17 protein-coding genes are annotated in these 22,501 nt (G+C 37.2%); 5 read left to right on the top strand and 12 right to left on the bottom strand.

Annotated features, from left to right (window positions below; genetic code table 11):
- Positions 1–108: 108 nt before the first annotated feature.
- The 7 genes from IQ247_RS07850 to recQ all read right to left on the bottom strand — a co-directional run bounded on the left by IQ247_RS07850 (position 109) and on the right by recQ (position 11,014).
- A complete protein-coding gene (locus IQ247_RS07850) occupies positions 109–2,874 on the bottom strand; it encodes a GAF domain-containing protein (RefSeq protein ID WP_193918747.1) in 2,766 nt (921 codons plus the stop codon).
- Between the two features lie 228 nt (positions 2,875–3,102).
- Positions 3,103–4,290, bottom strand: coding sequence for a TRC40/GET3/ArsA family transport-energizing ATPase (locus tag IQ247_RS07845; RefSeq protein WP_193918745.1), 1,188 nt, complete (start codon positions 4,288–4,290; stop codon positions 3,103–3,105).
- 43 nt (positions 4,291–4,333) lie between these two features.
- Complete coding sequence (locus IQ247_RS07840; protein WP_193918743.1) at positions 4,334–4,723, bottom strand: C6orf136 family protein; 390 nt, start codon at positions 4,721–4,723, stop codon at positions 4,334–4,336.
- Between the two features lie 203 nt (positions 4,724–4,926).
- On the bottom strand, positions 4,927–5,490 hold the full coding sequence (locus IQ247_RS07835; RefSeq protein ID WP_193918741.1) for a hypothetical protein: 564 nt from the start codon (positions 5,488–5,490) through the stop codon (positions 4,927–4,929).
- A gap of 174 nt (positions 5,491–5,664) precedes the next feature.
- Positions 5,665–6,663 (bottom strand): phosphodiester glycosidase family protein, encoded by a 999-nt coding sequence (locus IQ247_RS07830; RefSeq protein ID WP_228059553.1) that lies wholly within the window; start codon positions 6,661–6,663, stop codon positions 5,665–5,667.
- 291 nt (positions 6,664–6,954) lie between these two features.
- Positions 6,955–8,202 carry a DUF4912 domain-containing protein gene (locus IQ247_RS07825; protein WP_193918739.1) on the bottom strand — a complete coding sequence of 416 codons (1,248 nt, stop codon included), beginning with the start codon at positions 8,200–8,202 and terminating at the stop codon, positions 6,955–6,957.
- A 658-nt stretch (positions 8,203–8,860) separates the two neighbouring features.
- Positions 8,861–11,014, bottom strand: coding sequence for a DNA helicase RecQ (gene recQ / locus IQ247_RS07820; protein ID WP_193918737.1), 2,154 nt, complete (start codon positions 11,012–11,014; stop codon positions 8,861–8,863).
- Positions 11,015–12,020: 1,006 nt separating this feature from the next.
- Between recQ and IQ247_RS07815 the strand changes: the two genes are divergently transcribed.
- Positions 12,021–13,304: a type IV pilus twitching motility protein PilT gene (locus tag IQ247_RS07815; protein WP_193918735.1), complete on the top strand. Its 1,284-nt coding sequence runs from the start codon at positions 12,021–12,023 to the stop codon at positions 13,302–13,304.
- A 169-nt stretch (positions 13,305–13,473) separates the two neighbouring features.
- Positions 13,474–14,247 (top strand): circadian clock KaiB family protein, encoded by a 774-nt coding sequence (locus IQ247_RS07810; protein ID WP_193918733.1) that lies wholly within the window; start codon positions 13,474–13,476, stop codon positions 14,245–14,247.
- 4 nt (positions 14,248–14,251) lie between these two features.
- Here the strand turns inward: IQ247_RS07810 and IQ247_RS07805 are convergent, their stop codons facing one another.
- The 5 genes from IQ247_RS07805 to IQ247_RS07785 form a co-directional block, all read right to left on the bottom strand.
- The gene (locus IQ247_RS07805) at positions 14,252–15,106 is read right to left on the bottom strand and encodes a hydroxymethylglutaryl-CoA lyase-like TIM-barrel protein (protein WP_193918731.1); all 855 of its coding nucleotides are present in this window, start codon (positions 15,104–15,106) and stop codon (positions 14,252–14,254) included.
- 44 nt (positions 15,107–15,150) lie between these two features.
- A complete protein-coding gene (locus IQ247_RS07800) occupies positions 15,151–17,196 on the bottom strand; it encodes a ribonuclease catalytic domain-containing protein (protein WP_193918729.1) in 2,046 nt (681 codons plus the stop codon).
- Between the two features lie 210 nt (positions 17,197–17,406).
- Positions 17,407–17,622 carry a 30S ribosomal protein S18 gene (gene rpsR / locus IQ247_RS07795; RefSeq protein ID WP_193918727.1) on the bottom strand — a complete coding sequence of 72 codons (216 nt, stop codon included), beginning with the start codon at positions 17,620–17,622 and terminating at the stop codon, positions 17,407–17,409.
- A 2-nt stretch (positions 17,623–17,624) separates the two neighbouring features.
- Entirely contained in the window at positions 17,625–17,819 is a 195-nt protein-coding gene (gene rpmG, locus IQ247_RS07790) for a 50S ribosomal protein L33 (protein WP_193918725.1), read from the bottom strand.
- A gap of 488 nt (positions 17,820–18,307) precedes the next feature.
- Positions 18,308–18,799 (bottom strand): TM2 domain-containing protein, encoded by a 492-nt coding sequence (locus tag IQ247_RS07785; RefSeq protein WP_228059552.1) that lies wholly within the window; start codon positions 18,797–18,799, stop codon positions 18,308–18,310.
- A gap of 255 nt (positions 18,800–19,054) precedes the next feature.
- On the opposite strand from IQ247_RS07785, the gene IQ247_RS07780 reads away from it, so the two are divergent.
- From IQ247_RS07780 to IQ247_RS07770, 3 genes are all read left to right on the top strand, one after another.
- On the top strand, positions 19,055–20,287 hold the full coding sequence (locus IQ247_RS07780; RefSeq protein ID WP_193918722.1) for a molybdopterin molybdotransferase MoeA: 1,233 nt from the start codon (positions 19,055–19,057) through the stop codon (positions 20,285–20,287).
- A 280-nt stretch (positions 20,288–20,567) separates the two neighbouring features.
- On the top strand, positions 20,568–21,065 hold the full coding sequence (gene pirA, locus IQ247_RS07775; protein WP_193918720.1) for an arginine synthesis PII-interacting regulator PirA: 498 nt from the start codon (positions 20,568–20,570) through the stop codon (positions 21,063–21,065).
- Positions 21,066–21,287: 222 nt separating this feature from the next.
- Positions 21,288–22,352 (top strand): J domain-containing protein, encoded by a 1,065-nt coding sequence (locus IQ247_RS07770; RefSeq protein ID WP_193918718.1) that lies wholly within the window; start codon positions 21,288–21,290, stop codon positions 22,350–22,352.
- Positions 22,353–22,501 lie beyond the last annotated feature (149 nt).

Genomic DNA, 22,501 nt, shown 5'->3' with positions numbered 1-22,501 from the left:
CGGATTTTTATTCCCAATTACCCATTACCCATTACCCATTACCCATTACCCATTACCCATTACCCATTACCCATTACCAATTACCCATTACCAATTACCCATTACCAATTACCCATTACCTGATTTACTTTGCTTAATTGGAATTTTAATGGAAAATTCTGTGCCTTTACCGGGTACAGAATTGCATTTGAAAACACCACGATGTTTATCAACTATTATCTGATAACTAATTGATAATCCTAAACCAGTTCCTTTTCCTACTGGTTTAGTTGTAAAAAATGGGTCAAACATTCGTTTAATAACTGCTTCTGTCATACCTAAGCCGTTGTCGGCGATACGAATTACGATTTGATTTTTATCTTGACTCATCTGGGTACAAATCATGATTTTAGGAATTAGAGATTGATTATTATCAGTTTCTTGTTCCCAAAAGCTTTTACTAGCTCCTTCTTCTAATGCATCAATTGCGTTACTAAAAAGATTCATAAATACTTGATTCAATTGTCCGGGATAACATTCAATTTTAGGTAAATTACCGTATTGTTTAATTAATTGGATACCAGAAAAATCTGATTGTGCTTTTAAACGGTATTGCAAAATTAATAATGTACTATCAATCCCTTCGTGAATATCAACAACTTTTAAATCTGATTCGTCGAGTCGGGAAAAATTGCGTAAAGATAAAACAATTTCGCGAATTCGTGATGCTCCTATTTTTATCGAAGACAGCATCTTCGGTAAATCATCAATTAAAAAGTCTAAATCAATTTCTTCGGCTCGCTCGTTAATTTCCGAATTATTTTGATCGCAGTTGTGTTGATAAAGTTCTAAAATACCAAGTAAATCTTCTATATATTGATGAATATAATCAATATTCCCGTAAATGAAGTTAACAGGATTATTAATTTCGTGTGCTATTCCTGCCACTAATTGTCCTAAAGAGGACATTTTTTCACTTTGAATTAATTGGGTTTGGGCTTTTTTTAAATTGCTAAGTGTTGTTTTTATTTGTTCAGTTTGTAATCTACTTTGAGCGAGTAATTCTGCTTGTTGGAGTGCTACTCCAAATTGAGCCGCAGTTTGACATAAAAATTTTATCTCCGATGCTTCCCAGTGACGAGGTGCAGAATTTTGATAAGCTGCAAGTAAACCCCAAAGTTTTTCTCCCCTAAAAATCGGTGCAACAGCATATGCTTTTGCTTGAATTTGCTCTAAAAATTCTAGATGACAATCAGCATAACCACTTTGATAAATATCATCTATTACAATACTTTCATTGAAGCGACATCTTCCACCTTGGGTTTCTTGTAAATAAGTATCTTTCCAAGCCTTATTAGTATCCGAATCTAGCAGTTTTACCCAGCCTTCACCGACATACTCGGCAATAAATTCACCGCTCCAATCTTGATTAAAACGGTATACTGCGACTCGATCACCTTGCAACCATTGACATACTTGTTGAGTTGTAGTTTGAAAAATAATGTCTAAATCTAAAGATTCGCGAATTTTGGTAACTACTTCAAACAAGATTTGTTGTTGTTCAGTTGCTTGTTGTAATGCGTGTGTACGCTGTTTGACTTGGTTTTCTAAGTTGTTATTAAAAGCTTGCAGTTGTTGATATAATTCGTATTGATGAATTGCAACAGCAAATTTTTCAGCCAATTTTTCAGCTAATTCTATTTCTTCTTTAGTCCATTGACGAGCTTGTGATGTTTTAAATTCTCGCCATACTTCAAATGATTTTCGTGGATAAGTTTGCCTGTTATCGGCATCAATTTGTCCAGCCCAAAGGGTTTCTGTATTTATTTCTTCACGAAAAATAGTTAAATAACCGAGCAATTGCTGATGATAAATCAGCGGAATCATCAAAATGCTGCGAATTTTATTGGGTTGAAAAGCAACTTGCAGATTTCGCAAGCCAGATATTTGATGGATATCGGAAATTCCCCAAACATGATAGTTACTAGATTTGTAGTATTCCTTCCAAATGCTATACTGTTCCATCAAGGAATATTTTGCTAATTCTGGCATTATTGGTTGAAGACCGTCAGTATAAACTTTTATTAATTCACTTATAAATTCACTGTCAGTTTCTAAGCATTCCGTGAAATTTTTATCAACTTGATTTCTTATACAAAGTCTACCTCCACAACCCTCAAAAGCCGCAACAGCTTGCTCTAAAGCTGGCTGCAAGGGGATATCTTTCAATGAATGCAACAAAGTGACGATACTACTAATAACCGCTTCTCTTCGAGCTTGTTCGCGGGCTTGAGTGAGAAGAATACTTTGAGCAATGGCTATCGATAATTGATTTACAACCATTTGCATTATGTTTAATTCTTGTTCCGAAATCGAGCGGGATTCTGAATGGTGACATACTAATAACCCCCAAAGTTGCTCTTGATGAAAAATAGGTGTGACTACAGAAGACTTTACCCCCATTGCTGTTAAATATTCAACATGACATGGGTCTACAGTGCGGTATGATATGTCTTCTGAAAGAATTTCTCCGGTTTCGGTTTCATATACCGGACTTTTCCCAATTTCTCCCGTTTCGACATTAACAACCGAACGTACTCGCGATTTAATAAACATTTCCCTAGCATGAGGGGGAATATCATCTGCTGGAAAATTTAACCCTAATAAAGAAGGTAATCTATGATTAATTGATTCCGCAAATACTTGACCGCTACCATCAGAATGAAAACTATAAATCATTACCCGGTCAGTAGCAAGAAAAATTCTGAGTTCCGAGACTATTTTTGCAAGGGTTTCTTTTAATTCTAATGAATGACGAATGCAGTTTGTAATCCGGTACAGTAAATCGTCTTGCTCGATATTTATCGATAAGTGTTTATGCTGGGATAAAGTCATTTTTATTAGAGGGAACAGCTAATTTATTTTTATTAAATCTAAAAATATTGTGAAATATTTCCCACGATAATGTCTTCAGTAAGAACACTTACCCTAATTTAATTAAAATTTAATTTTTCAGTTTATAGTTGTTAATAATTTGAGGGTTTAAAAATTATTTCTTGACAAATTAATTCTGTTATCTTCAACTATGTAGGTGGGACGATGCCCACCTGAGATAAATGATAACTAAGCCTTAACAACTTCCGCAAAACGGATTTTTAAATAATCTTCTTCCATTTTTGCTCCTACTGGTTGCAGTGCGGCTAAAGCTTGTGGTAGAACCAGATTGCGACGATGATTACCAATAGTAATGTTTAATTCATCGCCACTTTTGCTCAGATTTACTTTGTCTTTGGCAATGCCGGGTAGATATAATTCCAAACTATATTGATTTTGGTCTTGAATAACTCGAATTGTATTTTCTTTGTAATAAACCTGAGTCGGGTCTTCATCTTTGTAAAGTGTTTCTTTGAGTCTTTCTAAAGCTGCTAAACCACACATTTCTTCAGAAAAAAGCGGAACTTCCTTGACGGGTAAAGGATGAAAATTTTCATGAAGTTGTTGACGATATTGTTCTTGATTTTCTTTCCATCTTTGGAAAAATGGGTCTTGTACTGATTGGGGAATAATCCGATTTGCTATTACTAAATCCGTCGCGACATTGTACAAACTTAAATAAGCATGAGCGCGGAGAGATTCTTTAATTACCATCTTTTCGGGGTTAGTAACCAGACGCACCGAAGTTTGAGTATTGTCAGTTAATACTTTTTCTAGGGCTTCGATTTGCTGATAAAATTCATAAGGTGCATCCATTACCTCTCGATCGGGTAACGAAAAACCAGCAATCGGTCTAAAAATCGGCTCTACCAACGGACGCAGTGCTACCGAAATATTTTGAAAAGGCTTATAAAAACGCCGCATATACCAACCACCAACTTCCGGTAAACTCAATAACCGTAAAGCCGTACCTGTAGGTGCAGAATCAATAATTAAAACATCATATTCACCATCATCATAATGACGTTTCATTCTCACCAAGCCGAAAATCTCATCCATCCCCGGTAAAATCGCTAATTCCTCAGCTTGGATTCCCTCCAATCCCCTAGCTTGTAAAACTTGAGTAATATACCGTTTGACAGCACCCCAGTTTCCCTCAAGTTCTAAGAGTGCATCTAATTCCGCACCCCACAAATTTGGACGAACTTGTTGCGCTTCGTGTCCAAGTTCCAAATCAAAACTATCTGCTAAAGAATGGGCTGGATCTGTACTTAAAACCAGCGTGCGATAACCTAATTCCGCACAACGTAGTCCGGTAGCCGCAGCAACCGAAGTTTTGCCCACACCACCTTTCCCTGTCATTAAAATTACGCGCATGAATGATAATTTCTTTCCTGAGAAGCTTTTACATTTATTTACATTATGACTTCTTTAAAGAAAAGAAATGCTGTTTAACCACATCCAATCGCGAACATTTCCAATAATCGATGTGAGAAATTATCAAACCATCAGAATTTACCATCAACGTACTCCATCCAGGGATAGAAATTCGTGGTTTCCAAGGTAGAGGTGTATTCCAATTTAGAGTCCACTCGGTTTTGATAGTATCTCCTTCCCTGCGGATATCATGCAAATCCATCTGAGGTTGGAGAAAGAAGGTTTTAATAAACTTGATCATTAACTTATAGCGGTTAACCCCATTAAACTCATTCATCGGATCTTTGAAGTAAACATCTTCGGCGTAAATGCTGTAAGTTTGATTCACGGGAAAACGTTGATAATCTGCTTTCAATATTTCGACAATATCCATTTGTTAGTTGACAGTTGACAGTGGACAGTGGACAGTGGACAGTGGACAGTGGACAGTTGACAGTTGATAAGCTAGGAAGCGTTTAATTTGTATATTCAAATTTGATTAAAGTCTTGTAGTGCGGGGCATCCCTTCACTTTGTTCGAGGGCAAGCCTGCACGCTAAAAAATACAAATTAAATGCGCGACAACTTAATTAACTGATTATTGTTCATTCCACAACTTTTCTAACTGTCGCTTCCAAGCCGCTAAAACTCGTTCTTGCGATTCGGAACTTTGATCCATTTCACCCATTAAACCTTCCGCATAAAAACGCTCAAGATTTTGCATCGTCTCATCTATTGATTTTCCTTGCTGTTTAGAAACTTGAACAATTTCCTTAATCTTGGTTTCAGTTAACCGATTAAAAGCCTCGTCTAAACCGACTTCATACAGAGAAATTAATCTTGCGATCGCATCGCGAAAATCTTCTACAACCAAGCTAGAGCAACTGTGCTGAAATACTCCCCATAGCACATCTTGCTGCAAAGCATAGCGTACTTGTTGAGTATCATCAAAATTAGCTTCAAAAAACTGTTGTAAAAACGGTTGTGCTTGCTGTGCTGGCATAATTGGTAACAAAACTCGCAACCAACTTTGATCTTCGCTCAGCAGTAACAGCAGTCGAAAAGTAGCAGTTTCAACCTGCCAAGAACCAGGTGCAAGTACATTTACCGCAGATGTACCAAACAACTCTGCGAGTGTATCGGCGATTTCATTATGTGTCATATTAGCCGTTATAGGTATTACTCTAGCCTAGCGCTAATTGCGATCGCGCTTTATCTGCCCAAAGGCTTATGCTTTGATATTTAGGAGTTAGGAGTTAGAAGTTAGGAGTTAGGAGTTAGGAGTTAGGAGTATAAGTTTTTAATTACCAATTCCCTATTCCCTATTCCCTATTCCCTATTTCTTATAAATCAAAAATACCGAACCAATTGCGCCTAAATTTTCTACATAGGTTTTATTATCATAAAATAATCCGGGAGATTCTCCACCATCAAATAATATTCCTTCTTGCACTTTACCTAAACAATTATTTCGAGCAATTCCTTCTAAAACATCATCAAACATATCTGGTAAAAGTTCTCGATTAACTTCAGTTATTTCAATATCGGAATTAGCCCTGGCATCATTAACTAATAAAATTACATAACCTTGATCGGTAATCGCAGCCATCGAACGATTTATTGCTCTTTGACAAGCAAATTCTCCTAATGCTTCACAAATATCCTTAAACTTACCTTTAGTATAAAATCTGCCGTTACCTCCTACTAAATTGTAATTAAGAATATCGCGATTTCTTCTACCTACTCCAATAGTCGCTTGACGCTGAGAAGGTTCTCCTCCAGATACTCCGAAAGAAGAACGTTTATCTTTAAAATCTCCCGAATATTCGATTCCCCGTGAAATATTCAAACCCTGGGGTTTATCATCTGTATCGATATAATCGGCATTAATTGCAGCAATGGGTTTTTTACCATTTAATAAAGCGTTTTCATCACTGATTATTTCATCAAATAATTTGGGAACGTATTCTTTACGCAATTTACCGTTATCATTTTTCTCATAAATATTGTGAGCTAAACTTACATTTACTTTAAAATCTAATTCTGCTGATTTGGGATTAAAAATAATCACGTGATTAATCCCTTTCTCAAATTTTTCTCCTAAATTATTAGTTTTTAAAAATTCTATACTAAAATTTTGATTTTCTCCCAAACAATTAGCTGAACTTTCTTTTAATAATTTAGATTTATTTTCTAACGATATGTTTTCTTCTTTTAGATTTATTGATGGCTTTTGGGCTACATCTTGGGAACTGAGATTATTTTCTTGATAAGAACGAAAAAATAAAACACCCACAACTAACAATATTATCCCGATAAAATTCCTATTGAACATATTTATAGGATTCCTATATCTACTATTTATGACTATATTTTCTTCTTTTATTCTTCATTTTTGTGCATCCTCCGGCACAAGTTTTACTTTTTAATCTGAGTTGTAATCATAGAAGTCTGGTTTTTACAATATTAATATTCCTCAAGCAGATAATAATCATAAAAAACCGGACTTCTTACCCGATACTCACGTTATTTTTAGCAAAAAAAATCCCCACATAAAATATTTTTGTAGGGAGATAAATTATATTAATTCGAGTTGATCAAAAATTCTATTTTTGAGAATCTTATACTAAGAAAACCATTCTAAAACAGCTTCATCCTTAGTATTAGTATTGCGTGATGGAGTTTCACGAGTAAACTTCATCTGAATTGAACGGGTTTGCTCACCATCAATCGCAACCGCTTTGATTGGATAATCAATCAAACCATCTTGGAAGGACATTTGGAAGCGGAATGTACCATCAGGATTGAGTTTGATTTGGCGATCGCCAATTGTTACGGTAGCATCTGGTTCGGTAGCACCGTACACAATCAACTCAGCATCAGCAATTAACCAGAATTTGCGGGGACGTACCGGAGGTGCGGATGCACTCATACCAACACCAGACATATTTACACCCGATGCTGTGGGAAGCGCCCACATACCTACACCAGATGGGAAAATGTAGGAACTAATAGCTTGTTCCGGAGCCATGGAACCGGGAACGTGCTGCTGGGAACCGAACATCGAACCAGCTACCCGCATTGCTTCTGCGGATTCAGCCATGCCGAATATTTGTTCGTAAATGGCGTTACCGTTAGTATCGACACTACCATTGGCACCAGTAAAGAGAGGCATTTTCTTCGCTGGTGGTACTAGTTCATACTTAGTCTTACCGCGTAAATCCTCTTCAAAATCCACCGTGATAAACACATCTTCGATCCAGTCAGAAGGATATACCGGGGGAACGTGTACTCTTGCACTACGAGCTAGTACCAACCAACGACCATCACCACAACGATAACCAATATCGATTATATAATCGCGATCGCTAACTGGAATTGGTAAATACCATTCCCGCGCTAGCTCATCACAAGGATACTCTTGCAAACTATGAGCGCTTTGGTTATCTAAGTTAATGTCGGTGACATCGTAAATTCTCAACGCAAGCTGCTGTCCACCTTGTCTGCGTAAATCTTCTTTATGCTCGTTAGAAATATCCCAATAAGCATAAGCCCATTGTGGATCGCGAGGCATTAATACAATCCGACTCTCTCCATAACCAGCAGGTAAGTCAGCAAGTCCCTCGTCTACCAAAGCGAGAGTACCACCAGTTCTATCTTCCTGTCCCAACTCGAATTTTGCTGCTTCCACTGTTTCCTGTGCCTCCAATGAACGTTCTGCCTGCCTGGATATCTTTTTACTCTCTGCTTCTCTAACTGCTGCAAGTAGTTGCGATTTCCGCATTCGACTATAGCGAGATACGCTATATTCACTAGCAACTTTACGCAGTTGCCGTAATGTCATTTCTTCTAATGGTGGGCGTTCTTTTGCCATGAATAAAGACCTCCTAAAGTTGATTATGAGAATTTCTTTTATTAAGGAGAGGTCGGTCTAATTACATCTACCCCAAATCTTTTTTATCAACTTGTTACGTTTATGCCAAATTTTCAATGCAAGAATGTGTTTGACTTCTACAAAAAATCCCAAATAAAATAGGGTTCAAAGTTAAACACTTTTTCGGATAGAAAATCATCATTTTAATCTTCTCTTCCCAATTCTTCACTTCTAGCAACTTTTACCATAAAGTAAAAGTTTTTCTAATGCTACATATAAGCATTGATTAGGGCAGAAGAATTACTTGCTACTAAATATTAACTACAATTACCCGATTGGGATCAAGGGGGTAAAGAATACTTTTTTATCCTAAGTACGAATTTATAGGCTATTTCGGGATCTATATGTCAATAAATCTTGACATTCGGGACTCAATCGACTCTAGCAAGGCATTCAAGACAGTAATGATGTCAGGGCTTGATGACAAATCAGTATTCTTGCTCAGTTGATAATCAACGAGGATAATCACAGAAGTCGGGTTTTTAAGATAAATCTGGGTTGTAACAGACAATCATCGTGAAAACCCGACTTCTAACCCCACGAGAACGAACTAACGTGAACAATTACCAATTACCAATTAGCCATTACCAATTACCAATTAATTACTTTTCCTTTTCCACTTATTCTTTACCAAACGAATTTCATCAAAGCTGTAGCTATCGCCTAAATATTCTTTAATTGGGGTTAAAGCGACATCTCCCAAAATATCCAGTACTTGGAGAATTTTTTTCTGTTTGTTAACTGGAACTATTAAATTTATATCTACGGGTTGATTTTTGGCAATCAAATCGGAAAGATGGCGAATAATTGTAGTAGAACGAAGGTCACGTTGTTGAGCAATTTCTTGGACGCTTAATCCTTGTTTGTGTAATTCAAAAGTCTGTAATTCAGTGTCAGAAATGTCTTCATTTGTAGATAAAGACGAATATTTTTGTTTTTGGGGACTTTTATCTTGTAAATAACCTTGAATTACCTGAATAAATTTATCTCCATATTGAGTTAGCTTGTGAGTACCAACTCCGGCAAGTTGACTGAATTCCTGTTTATTTTTGGGTTTTACCTGAGTCATCAATCTTAAAGTAGAATCGCCAAAAATCATGTAAGGTGGAACTGATTGAGAGTCAGCAAGTTGTTTACGAAGTTCGCGCAGTTTGTGAAATAAAATATCTGCTTCTTGTGCTTTATCACTTCGTACTTGGAAAGTCGCTTTTTCTTTGGGAGGAACAACAATCGAAACCGAACGCTGTTTCTTCATCACCTCTAAACTAAAAGAATTGAGTTTCAACACTGCATAACCATCGTCCGTTTGTTCCAGCAAACCTTGATGTAATAAAGAACGTCCCAACATCCTCCATTCATCCAAAGTTTTATCTTTACCAATACCATAGGTAGAAAGCTTATCGTGTCCTTTATCAAGGATTTTCTGAGTTTTACTACCTCGTAAAATATCTATAATATGTTTCATGCCAAATCTTTGCTTGCAACGTGCGACACAAGACAAAAATTTCATTGCTTCAATCGTCCAATCTTCTAATGGTTTAGGATTGCAACAGTTATCGCAATTACCACAATTACCCGCAAATCTCTCACCAAAATAACTTAATTGAATTGTGCGACGGCAGTCTGTACCTTCAGCGTAATCTATCATCTGACGCAATTGCTGCTTAGCAATCATTTGTTCTTGTTCGTCAGTTTTTTGCTCAATCAACCATTCAATAGTTTTGACATCGCTATAGCTCAAAAACAGCAAACACCGAGACGATTCACTGTCTCTACCAGCTCTTCCCGACTCTTGATAATAGCTTTCTAAATTTCGTGAAATATCATAGTGGACTACCAAACGCACATCTGGCTTGTTAATTCCCATACCAAAGGCAATAGTTGCTACCATTATTCTGGCATCATCCCGAATAAACTTGGTTTGATTTTCGCTGCGTTCGCTATCGCTCAAACCGGCATGATAAGGTAAAGCACAAATGTGATCGTGTTGTAATTTAAAAGCTAATTCTTCAACTTTTTTACGTGTTAAACAGTAAATAATTACTGAACCTTCAGTTTCTCGGATTAGTTCTAATAATTCTACATAAACAGTCTTCTTTTTAGGACGAACTTCGTAATAAAGATTTTGACGATTAAAAGAAGCTACATGAACACTGGGTTGATTTAATCCTAATTGCTTGATGATATCGGCACGGACTCTTTCTGTAGCGGTGGCTGTCAACCCCCACATTGGTACATTAGGATAACGTTGCCGTAGCGATATCATTTGACGATACTCAGGACGAAAATCATGTCCCCATTCCGAAACACAATGCGCTTCATCGATCGCAAAAGCAGAAATTCCAATTTGATGATGGACTAAATCGAGTAAAGGTAAAAATCTTTCGCTGAGTAAACGTTCTGGTGCAACATAGAGTAACTTCACTTTCCCGCTCATAATCGCTTGCTCGCGGATTCTTGCTTGATGGGGACTGACACTGCTATTAAGGAAAGTTGCCGCAATTCCGTTTTTTCGCAATCCATCTACTTGGTCTTGCATTAATGCTATTAACGGGGATACTACTACCGTTAATCCTGCTTTCATTAATGCAGGCAGTTGAAAACACAGAGATTTCCCCCCACCCGTCGGCATAATCACCAATAAATCGCGGTTTTCTAATGCCTCAATAATAATCTCTCGCTGCGGAGAACGAAAACTATCATAACCGAAGTGATGTTTAAGGGCGTTTTCTAGATGGGGATACTCAGACATACGGTCAAGGGATTTTGGATTTTGAATTTTAAATTTTAAATTTTGGATTTATTCCACGGATAAATCTGAGGGCTTGTACTATCAACGAGTAGTCGGTCAATTCGTACTTTTCAGGCTTTATCATTCATTTTATCCGCCTGAGTAATTTTCTTGAATTTTCCTCGATTCATAAAAATATTCGGGAGTTTGGAAACTCAGTCTTTTTAAAGCTGAGAGGAAAAACGAGCGTGTGGTTTTAACCACCGTGAATATTTTGGTTCCATTACTGCCTTGGGGTTGTTTGATTCGGTGTACTTTTGTAATGCACTTTCAACAGGACAATTGCTGTTTCAAACCTCCAACCCTGTACACATAATGGTTTTGCTCCGTTCGCGCAGCGTGGCGCAGCCTTAGAGCCTCCCTTTCGGGGTGATGTTAGCTTCGACAATGTTGCTGGTCGGTGACTATCTCAGAAGCACTGGCTTAACCCAATAAACCTGTTTAACTCCCAAGTTCTAGAGCAGTGAACTAGCTTCGCATCCACTGGTAGGTCTTTAACTCTTGCCAGTAACGTAGGAACTTAATCCTTAGTCTGGTCAACTCTGGTTTAAGCTCTAGGCTAGAAGCCCAGTGTCTTTAGACCTGGGTTGTTGACAATTCTAATTAATTTAGAAGAGATTATTTTCTTCAAATAAATATCTTAAATCACCTTCCACTAATTAGTGGGGGACTTAAACGATTGAGTAAATTGATCGCTATTTAATATTGGAAGTATTATTTTATATCTTTTATATACGTTTTTATACTGTACTTGTTTGAGAACATAAGCGTGTTAAATGTGTTTATATCGGGTAAAAAATTATATCGCTAATTGTTATCCCTTAATCAATTGAAAAAGTAATACAAGTAAGTGATTGAGAAAAAATAATTTTGTACTCAATTTTATTTTTTGGCAAATACTTAACGTGACCGCAAGAAGTGGAACCCTGCAACCAATCAAAACTGATTTTAATATCACCGAGGATATATGACACAATCACAACAACATCCGCCAGTTTCTAATTCTACCGCACAACGTGGCGCGCCCCCAATGCCACCACCACCGCCACCAGCATCATCAACATTGAGTACTCAACGCCAATCGACTCAAACTATAGAAATGCCTAATGGTAGCCGTGGTTTAGTTAATCCTGCTGCTCATCGTCCGGGGACACCACCACCAGCTGCAAATACAGTCAGTAAAAACAGTTTGCAGCCAACTTTTGAGCAGTTAATTAAAGAAGCTCACGAAAAAGGGTTTTCCGATATTCACTTGGGAGTAGGTGAAGTACCACGCTTTCGCAACCGAGGAGAAATAGACACAACCAATTATCCCCAAACAGATAAAGAAACTTTTATGAGTTGGTTGCACGATATTCTTACAGAAGAAGAAATCAAGCGTTTTCAAGAAACTTTAGATTTTGATGGAGCCACTCAGTTCGATTTTGCCAGAGTCCGAATCAATATATTTGATTCTCTCAGAGGCTATGCCATGGTACTACGATTAATCCCAGTCAAAATATTGACAATGGAACAGTTGAAACTACCTCCAGTTTTTCGGGATATTTGTCATTACCATAAAGGTTTGATTTTAGTCACAGGTCCCACTGGTTCGGGTAAATCCACCACAATGGCAGCAATGATTGACTACATCAATCGGGAGATGGCTAAACATATTATTACCATCGAAGATCCAGTTGAATTCGTGCATCAAAGTCGAAAATCCCTGATTAAGCAGCGGGAAGTCGGAATGCATACCCGCAAATTTGACAACGCTTTGAAAGCAGCTTTACGAGAAGATCCAGATTTAATTCTGGTAGGGGAAATGCGGGATAGAGAAACGGTGAATACGGCGCTAAAAGCTGCTCAAACTGGTCACTTGGTAATGGGAACCCTCCACACCAACAGCGCTGTCAAGACCATTGAAAGGATTCTTAATCTTTTCCCTGGTGAAGAACAAGATCCAATGCGAGTCGCAATTTCGGAATCTTTAGTCGCAGTGATTTCTCAAGGTTTGTGTCGCACGACAGATGGCAAACGGGCAGCTTTTCACGATATTCTAATTAATACCGAAGCCGTCAAAGACTGGATTAAAGACTCCAAATACGATGAAATGACTGAATTGATGAAACAAGCCAGTTTCGACGGCATGATTACCATGAATCAGTCTTTATTCAATCTTTACCAAGAGGGTCAAATTACAGAAGAAATTGCATTAGAAATGTCACCAACTCCTAACGAGATGGCGCAGATGCTTCGAGGTAGAGTATAAATTTAGGGAATGGGTAATGGGTAATAGGGCATTGAATAATAAATAAAGACTTAATACTTAATATTTATAATTTCTAACTCTTAACTCCGGTACAGACGTAGTATTGCTACGTCTCTACAACTCCTAACTCTTTCAATCCAAAATCTAAAATCTAAAATCCCATAAGCCATTGAATCCAAACAAATCACCTTTACCAGAGTTGTTCAAAGGAATCGCATTATTTACACCTGGAGGTGATTTGATTTACTGCATCGACTCCAGCAAAAAAGGTCGATGGCATTCACATTTATGTAGCGCTTTACAGTCGATTCTAGATTTACCAGAACCACCTCATTTTTTGGTACCATTATATACAGCCACCATTGACCACTGGCTAGATCCACGCTCTGGAAAAGTCAAAACCTTTGCAGAAGCTTATCCGGCAGTAATGCGCCATCAAGCTTTGTTGAATGCTATCTTTAATACTGGGAATTTAGCCTGGCAAAAAACTCCTTGGCATGAAGGATTATGCGATAGCATGACATTAGCAACTTACCGTTCGACCTTTGAAGTGCTATGGGAAAATCATGATTTAATTGTACGTTTAGAAATATCCGAAAAATCAACTGTTGATTCTCAAACTTTATCAGTTGTACAACAAATGTCACCTCAAACGCAACCTTATATTCTCCGTTTATTTGTTGCAGGACATACTCCTAATACAGAAAATACGCTGCAAAGTCTCCATGAATTATTAGAAAAATATTTGGGAAGCCCTTATACTCTTAAAGTAATTGATGTATTAACTCATCCCGAACAAGCAGAAATTCATCAAGTTAGTGCAACTCCTACTTTGGTTAAACTTTTACCCAAACCAACGCGACGAATTGTTGGAGATATGAACAGCACAGAGCGAATTTTGCAAATGCTGGGTATTTTAAATAAATCGAATTATTCTAATTGAATTATCAGTTATCAATTGATAACTGATAACTGTTTGCTGGTTTAATTCCAGTTATCTCAGCAACCAAATTTGAAGTTTTACTGATTAAGGAAGTCTTAATATCAATTTGATAATCTTCTAAATTTACAGCTTCTCCTACAATCGCTTCTAAATCTGCATTACCTTTTCTCGCACCTAAACCGTTAATCGCACATTCGATTTGTCTAACACCATAATTTAAAGAAATCATAGAGTTTTGTACTGCTTTACCTAAATCGTTATGACAATGAACCGAAACAACTACTTTATTTATATTTGGTATTCGATTAAAAATCATTTGTAAAAGTTGGGAAAACTCTTCAGATGATGCCAAACCCAAGCTATCGGGAATATTAACAGTTGTCGCACCACTATTTATTGCCGTTTCAATGGCTTTACATAAAAAATCTGGTTCGCTTCTAGATGCATCAAAAGCACTCCACTCGACTTCTCCACAGTGCTGTCGCGCTAAAGATACATTATCTTTAATACTTTCTAATTCTTGCTCTAATCGTAGTTTTTCTTTATTCCTTAAATTCACATTATTATAAGTATGAATTCTGCCTCTTTTAGCTGGCTTAATCGCTTGAGCAACAGCAATAATTTCTTCTTTATTTGCACCTGCTAATCCGCAAATAGTAGAATTAGTAATTATTTTAGATATCTGCAATACTTGCTCAAAATTACTAGGCGAATTTGCTGGATAACCAACTTCAATTACATCAACTCCCATTTCTTCTAACAGTTGAGAAATGGAAATTTTTTCGTGTAAACTGAATTTTATACCAGGCTTTAACTCCCCATCCCGCATGGTTGTATCAAAGATGATAATTTTATTCATAAAACAATTATTAAGTATCCAATCTCCCATGCCCTTCGGTGCAATTAAACTTCTTGATAAATAATCTCTTGGAACTTGATTTCATCTTTTTGAGGGTCTGCGTGAATAACTTTAACTAATATTTCTTCGCCTAAATCTACAGCGCGTTTAAAGAACATGGGTAATTGCAAACCTAAATCTTCTAACAAAATAAGTGCTAAATTACTATCTTCTCTTAACCACATTAAAACTGTTGTATCCCACGCTTTATCTACATGACGACGCAAGTATTCTAATGCCCAATATCTGTTAGTTTGTCGCTCCACCATTACAACTTCCTGAGTAATACTTGTAACATTCATCATTACTTCTTTGAGTTGGTCGGCGCTGAAAGGTGGAGTTTCTCCTCTGAGGTGAGCCTTGATTTGAAAGTGAGTAAGCAAGTCACTGTAACGCCGAATCGGAGAAGTCGCTTGTGTATAAGTCTCTAACCCCAAACCCGCATGACGCAATGGACTAATGCTCATTTCACTCTTTGGCATACAGCGACGCATGGCACAAGCACGCACAAAACCCGCCGGTAGTAATAACAATTCCTCGGACGGTGGTAATTCTGGCTGCGGCTGACCGCGAAATGGTAAAGGAATATTATGAGTTTTACCATAACGAGCCGCAACTTCACCAGCAAGAATCATCATTTCGGCTACTAGTTGTCGCGAAGGTGAATCATCTAATAATTCGATATTAACTTCATCATCTTTAACTTTAATTGTAGCCTCCGGCATACTTATGCTGATGGCTCCTTGTTTGTATCGCCAAGTTTTGCGTATCTTTGCCCATTTCCCCAGGGCTGCAATTTCTGGTTCTTGGGGTATCCCAGATTCTAAAATATCGTTGACATCTTCATAAGTCAGACGATAAGTTGTTTTGATTAAACTGGCATGAATGCTGTAATCTTCTACCCCACCAGTTTCATCTAAAATAATTCCGAAACTCAAGGCACAGCAAATTTCTCCTTGTACCAGACTCATCGGTCCAGTTGCTAAGATTTCCGGAAACATCGGAATCATTCCAGTAGGCAAATAAACCGTGCTACCACGCTTCCTCGCATCCAAATCCAACTCATCTTCCGGTACCAGCCATCGTGTCGGATCTGCAATATGTACCCACAGCTTTTCTCGATTGTCCGGAAGCATTTCCCAACTTAAACCATCATCTATTTCTCTAGTCGTTTCATCATCAATCGTATAGACCTTAAGATGAGTTAAATCCAAACGGTTTTGGTCTGGATCTGGGGGAGGACTATTCAAGCGTTGATGCGCCACATCTATTACCTTACTAGGGAATTGAACCAAAATTGAGGAACGACGGAGAAAATAGTTTTCATGGGGACTCCACCAACCCAAATCAACGAGCAATTGAAACGCTCCTTGAGGAGTTGCAGTGCGTTCGAGCATCGTCATCGTTTCTAATACTTGTGCGGGTGGGGGATAAGCACGAGCCAAGGAATCGTAATTTACTTTATCTCGGATTACGTCAGCGAGTAACGCTGCATATTTTTCCAAGGCTTCAATTCTATGGCGATCGTACTTTTGCCATTCTACAGCTTCACCACCAAGCGCTTGTTCTACTCGTGCTAAAAATTCTTGCTGTCCCTTCGCTTTAAGCGCTTCTACTTCTAACTGGTGCTTACGTTCTGCAACAGCCGCCGCGCTTCGCGGTTCGTAACTATCGCCTTTTTGCTTAAAATAAATTTTGTCATCCGATAACAAGCAGTGAGCCGCATAAACTTGAGCTGGTTCTGTTTGAGAAAACAGCAAATTCGCCATTTCTTTAGGAGTTACGGACGTACCATCCTCCACCAGTAATTCCCAAGCCACCTCTAAACTTGAAGGATCTAAATACGACTCTACCTGTTGCAGAAAATCCGGTATCTCTGAAAGCTTGTAGGTTTGTCCGACAACTTCATAGGTGAATTGTCTCGGTGCAAGACTGCTGGATTGTCCAAGTTGATCTACCACAATCCAACGGCTTTTTCCATCTGGACGATCTACAACACCCAGACGGCGATCGCCTTGATTCCTAAATTCTACCAGCGTCCCCTTTTCCACAAGCTTTGTTATTCATTCAAAATTTCAGTTTCCAGATTTTGGATTATCCAACATCAAATCCCAAAATCAAATCATCTTCAATACAAAAATTGATTTTAGATTTTGGAATCCATATTAAATAAAGCTATATATGGATAATCGAAAATCTAAAATCCCGGACATTTGCTTCAACCAATTTTATCGCAACACTATGTCCTCGAAATCCTGAATTTAAGCTTCGGCATTCACAAAAGGTAATAAAGCCAGAATTCGAGCGCGTTTGATTGATGCAGTCAAATCTCGCTGTTGCTGAGTGGTCAATCCTGTAATCCTACGTGGAAGTATTTTCCCCCGTTCGGTCACAAATTTACGCAATAAATCAACGTCTTTATAATCTATTGGTTCTCCGGGTTTGATCGGAGACAGACGACGACGATAATAAGCCATTTTTACTTAATTTCCTTGTGAACTGTATGTGTGTTGCAATGAGTACAGAACTTTTTGAGTTCTAAACGATTAGTTGTATTGCGACGATTTTTTGTAGTCGTATAACGAGAAACACCAGGCGAACGCTTGTTGGCGTTAGTACGACATTCTGTACATTCTAATGTCACTATTATACGGACACCTTTATTTTTAGCCATAATAATTCACACCAACAATCTAAGCCAGCAGATAATAACACAAATATTTATTCTCTCACACCACGTCTCACAATTTCAACTCTATTCAGACGTGAATTCTCCAAGACGAGATTCTTTGATTGCGATACGCGTTCAAACTGTAAGCAGGAACCACCCCTAAGTATAACAGATCAGCTTTAAGGCGGTAATGAGTGCTAGATTCTCACAATCCTATGTATAGATAATTTGAACCTAAAAATAAGACTTGTAGCATCACGCAGCATATACCAATTGTGACATTCACGCTTTTTGGTGCGGTTCCGAAGCGGCTATTCCTGAAGATTAAAAAAAATCATTTATCTCAATTAGCTAGTGCGAGTATCTTATTCCCATTATTTTAAACTTGAATTAGTAGTCTACCAAGGGAACTTTGTCTGGGGTTTACTTGATTTACTACTCACTACTGATTACTCCCTGAATCCACCCGGCATTTTTGGCTTGATCGAGTACTACAGCAACTTATAAACTATAGCTCCTGAATCAGGACGATTTGTAATTTCTAGCAAATTATCTTTACACATCTTTTCAAGAGTATGCTTAACTTGTGCTGTTTCTTTACCAGTCGCAATCACACAATCTGATAGAGACACTATCCCCCCATTCTTCTTTGCTGTTTGCAAAATTATTATGGTATCTGATACCTTTGTGCTTTGAGTATTTTGATGTACATGATTTCTCGGATTGTCAATATTTATAGTAACTGGTGGATTAGCGCCATGATAAAAATTTTGATAACCGTATAGTGCTTGATATTTGAGATTTTCTTCATCCACCATTGTTGGTAGAGTAAACAAATCGATAATTTGTCCTATGCCGAAAAATCCAAAAGTCAATAAATAAACAATGCCACTAATATACCTTTTACAATACAAACGTTGAGCGCCGCATAAACTAAAAACACATAGCAGCCAAAAAACGTATGCTAAAGCTTTACTTTTCATATTCATCATATTAATAAGTTTTATATGTTATTTTTACTTAAGTTCTGTAAGTATCTGCTTGAGTGTTTACCCTTAACTTTAGCTGTATCAGTAAGTTATACAGCACAAAGATTAATCTTTAATAACTCTTCAATAATGCTTAATTGAAATAAAATAAATCATTGGCTAATTAATTTAAAAAAATATTATTCGTGTTTTATTAAATAGTTACAAATTGAAAAAAAAATTAGTTAATAAAAATAGGAGCTAATTACAATGCTGTCAGTAAAAGAAGCAGAAAATATTATATTTAATTTAGCTAAACCCTTAAATAATCAACAAGATATCGAAACCGTCGATTTATTCACAGCGACTGGACGTATTCTCGCTTCACCCGTTACCAGTAAACTCGACTTTCCTCACTGGGATAACTCAGCAATGGATGGTTACGCGGTAATTTATCAAGATGTAAAACAAGCTAGTGAGGAAAAGCCAGCGGTTTTAAAACTTGTTGAGGATATTCCCGCAGGCTATCAACCCCAATCTAACATTCAATCGGGACAAGCTGCGCGGATTTTCACTGGTGCAGTAATGCCCAAAGGTGCAGATACTGTAGTAATGCAAGAAAACACCCGTCGTGAAGCAAATCAAGTCTTCATCCTTGCAGCACCAAAACCCCAAGAATTTGTCAGATATCGTGGTGCTTATTACCAAGCTGGAACCGAATTATTACCAGCAGGAATTAAACTAAATCCTCCGGAAATAGCTATTTTAGCTGCATCACAATGTACAAAGTTAAATGTTTATCGTCGTCCCCGTGTAGCGATTTTATCTACTGGTAACGAATTAGTCACACCCGATGAAAAATTGCAAGTTGGACAAATTGTAGATTCTAATCAGTATGCTTTAGCCGCTTTGGTAAAACAATCTGGAGGCGAACCTTTGATGTTAGGAATTATTAAAGATGAACCCGAAGCGCTTAAACAAGCTATTTCCCAAGCTATTAGTAAAGCGGATTTAGTGCTTTCTTCCGGTGGTGTTTCGGTGGGAGATTATGATTACGTTGAGCAAATTTTAGCATCTTTGGAAGGAGAAATTAAAGTACGCGCTGTAGCGATGCAACCAGGTAAACCTTTAACTGTTGCTACATTTCCCATATCTAATAGTCCAATATATTTCGGTTTACCAGGAAATCCGGTTTCAGCTTTGGTAAGTTATTTACGTTTTGTACAACCAGTAATTAAGAAACTTTCCGGAATTGTGGAAGGCTGGAAACCTACATTTATAAAAGCTCAAATTCGTCAAAATTTAAGTTCTAATGGTAAGCGCGAAACTTATATTTGGGGAAAGTTAAATTTAGTTGATGGGGTTTACCAATTTAGCGTTGCAGGTGGGAATAAAAGTTCTGGTAATTTGATTGATTTGGCTCAAACCAATGCTTTCGCTGTTTTAGAAGTGGGAAAATTATCAGTTAATGTTGGCGAAGAGATATGGGTTTTACAAGTTTGATTTTTTTCTAAAAACCCGACTTCTAGGATTTTACCTGGGGTAAGAAGTCGGGTTTTTTAGTATAAATACCTGCAACACTCTTACAAATCTCATCAAAACTCGACTTCTTTACCAAACTTGAAATTCTAAAGAAAATCAAAATTTTTGTTACGATACCCTAACTTTGCAGAAAAACCGTTACAATAGATACAGAAATATGAGTCGTTCGTTTTTATATAGCAGCTAACAATAAGTAGACAGTTAACTCGCTTGTAAAGACGGAAGTAGGAAAAATACCCCTATGAGTGCGTCTCGTTTTGTTGAGCGTTTGAGATATAAAGAGGCAAGGAAGGAGATTATGCAGCTTATTTATCGTGGAGTTAAATATGAATATGTTCCTGTAGCAGTTGAAGTAACTACTCAGGGAGTCTGTGGAAAATATCGGGGTGTAGAGTGGAATTGTCATCACTCACGAATCACTCCTGTAAATCCCAGTGCGGTTGAATTAAATTATCGCGGTGCTGCTTATTATTCTGGAAATCCAGAAGAAATTGAGAAATTAAAGCAGCGTAAAAAATTAAATTCTATTTTTGCTAAAAGTAATAATCTATTCATTAGAAGTAATAGAAACAATAATCAGTTAGATAGTACTCATAGTGCAAATTTATGCCGCGATTTACAACGTCGTTTGGAAGTTGCTAAGCGTATGGGCGATCAAAACCTGATTCGGATGTTAGAGGATGAAGCTAATCAATTATCAGTGACCAATTGTCAATTATCATTTAATGATACTGTATAAACTTTGTAATTACAGGATTATAGACAATAATATTAATCAAATTAATTCAATTAATGCTATGAGAAATTTTACTAAATATTAAAACTATTGTTGATTCAATTGGAGAATACCGGGAAATTAGTAAATTAGTCATCAAGGGGTGTTGGAGAAATGGCAAAAAGTAGTACATTATAAAAGTCTGGGAGCTTTGAACGAATTGACCCCAATATTTAATGTCTACTTATGTCTACACCAGTTTCATCTCCATCTAGGTTCACAGCAGCAACCTCACTTGCTCTTTCATCTCTGCATATTCGTCTGGAAAGTTTAGAGAAAAAGCATCAATGGTTGCTCAAGCAAATCAAGAAAAAACGCACCGAACAACAAAACTTTCTCGAACAGATGCGTTCTGTAGCTACGGAAATACACGGTAGATGTACGCCTTGCTTCCAAAAAATGGCGCTTCTAGATGACGAAATACATCAACTTTTCGATGAAATTTTGACCACACGGAAATTAGGAAAGCAGACTAGGAAAAATATCGAACAGGTTTATCGTAGTCTTCAAGCAGCAGGGATAATCAGCGTCAAACTTGGTTTGACAGAAGATGATATTCCAGAAGATTTTTTTGACATACAGGAAGAAGAAGCGGATTGTTCTGATTCATTTGATGAAAATGGCGATCGCGATACCGAATCAGGATATCAACAACCACAACCAGATTTTGGAGTAGGTAAAACTGGTGAATCAAAAAAAATTCGTCAGACGTTTTTGAGATTAGCTGAGATATTTCACCCGGATAAAGTTACGGATAGTGATATTCAGATGCGTCATACAGAAATTATGAAGGAAATTAATAAAGCTTATCAAGAAGGTGATTTAGCACGATTACTGGAAATTGAAAGATTACATCAGGTAGAAGAATCTTTTTCATTCGACTGTGAAGATGATTTGACTAGGAAATGTAATAAATTAGAGCAGCATAACGAGTTTTTAGAAGTCCAATATGAAAATCTCAAAAACGAACTTCGACTTGCGAAAAACACCAATGAAGGACAAATAGTTTCAGGTTACAGAAAAGCCGTTCGGGAAAAAATAGATCCGATTGCTCAAATGGTTGAACAAGTAGAATCTGAAATTAAAGTAATTTCTTCAATATGTGAGTTTGTAAGAGATTTTCGAGATAAAAAAATTACAATTAAACAATTTATTCAAGGTCCTCCAATTTTACGACAAAGGCATCAAGAAATGGTTGATAATTTTTTTGAGGAAATGTTTGGAGAATTTGAAGAAATTGGAATTTTTTAAAGGTAGTTATTTGATAAAAATATTTAGTTATAAGAAGTAGAGATGTAGGATTGTTGCATCTCTATTTTAATGGAATAGGGAACAGGTAATAGGTAATGGGTAATAGATAATGGGGAATAATAACTAATCATCGGGACTTGAGATAATAC

Source organism: Plectonema cf. radiosum LEGE 06105 (assembly GCF_015207665.1).
Lineage (GTDB): Bacteria > Cyanobacteriota > Cyanobacteriia > Cyanobacteriales > Nostocaceae > Rivularia > Rivularia radiosa_A.
This window is presented reverse-complemented; position numbering and strand designations above follow the sequence as displayed.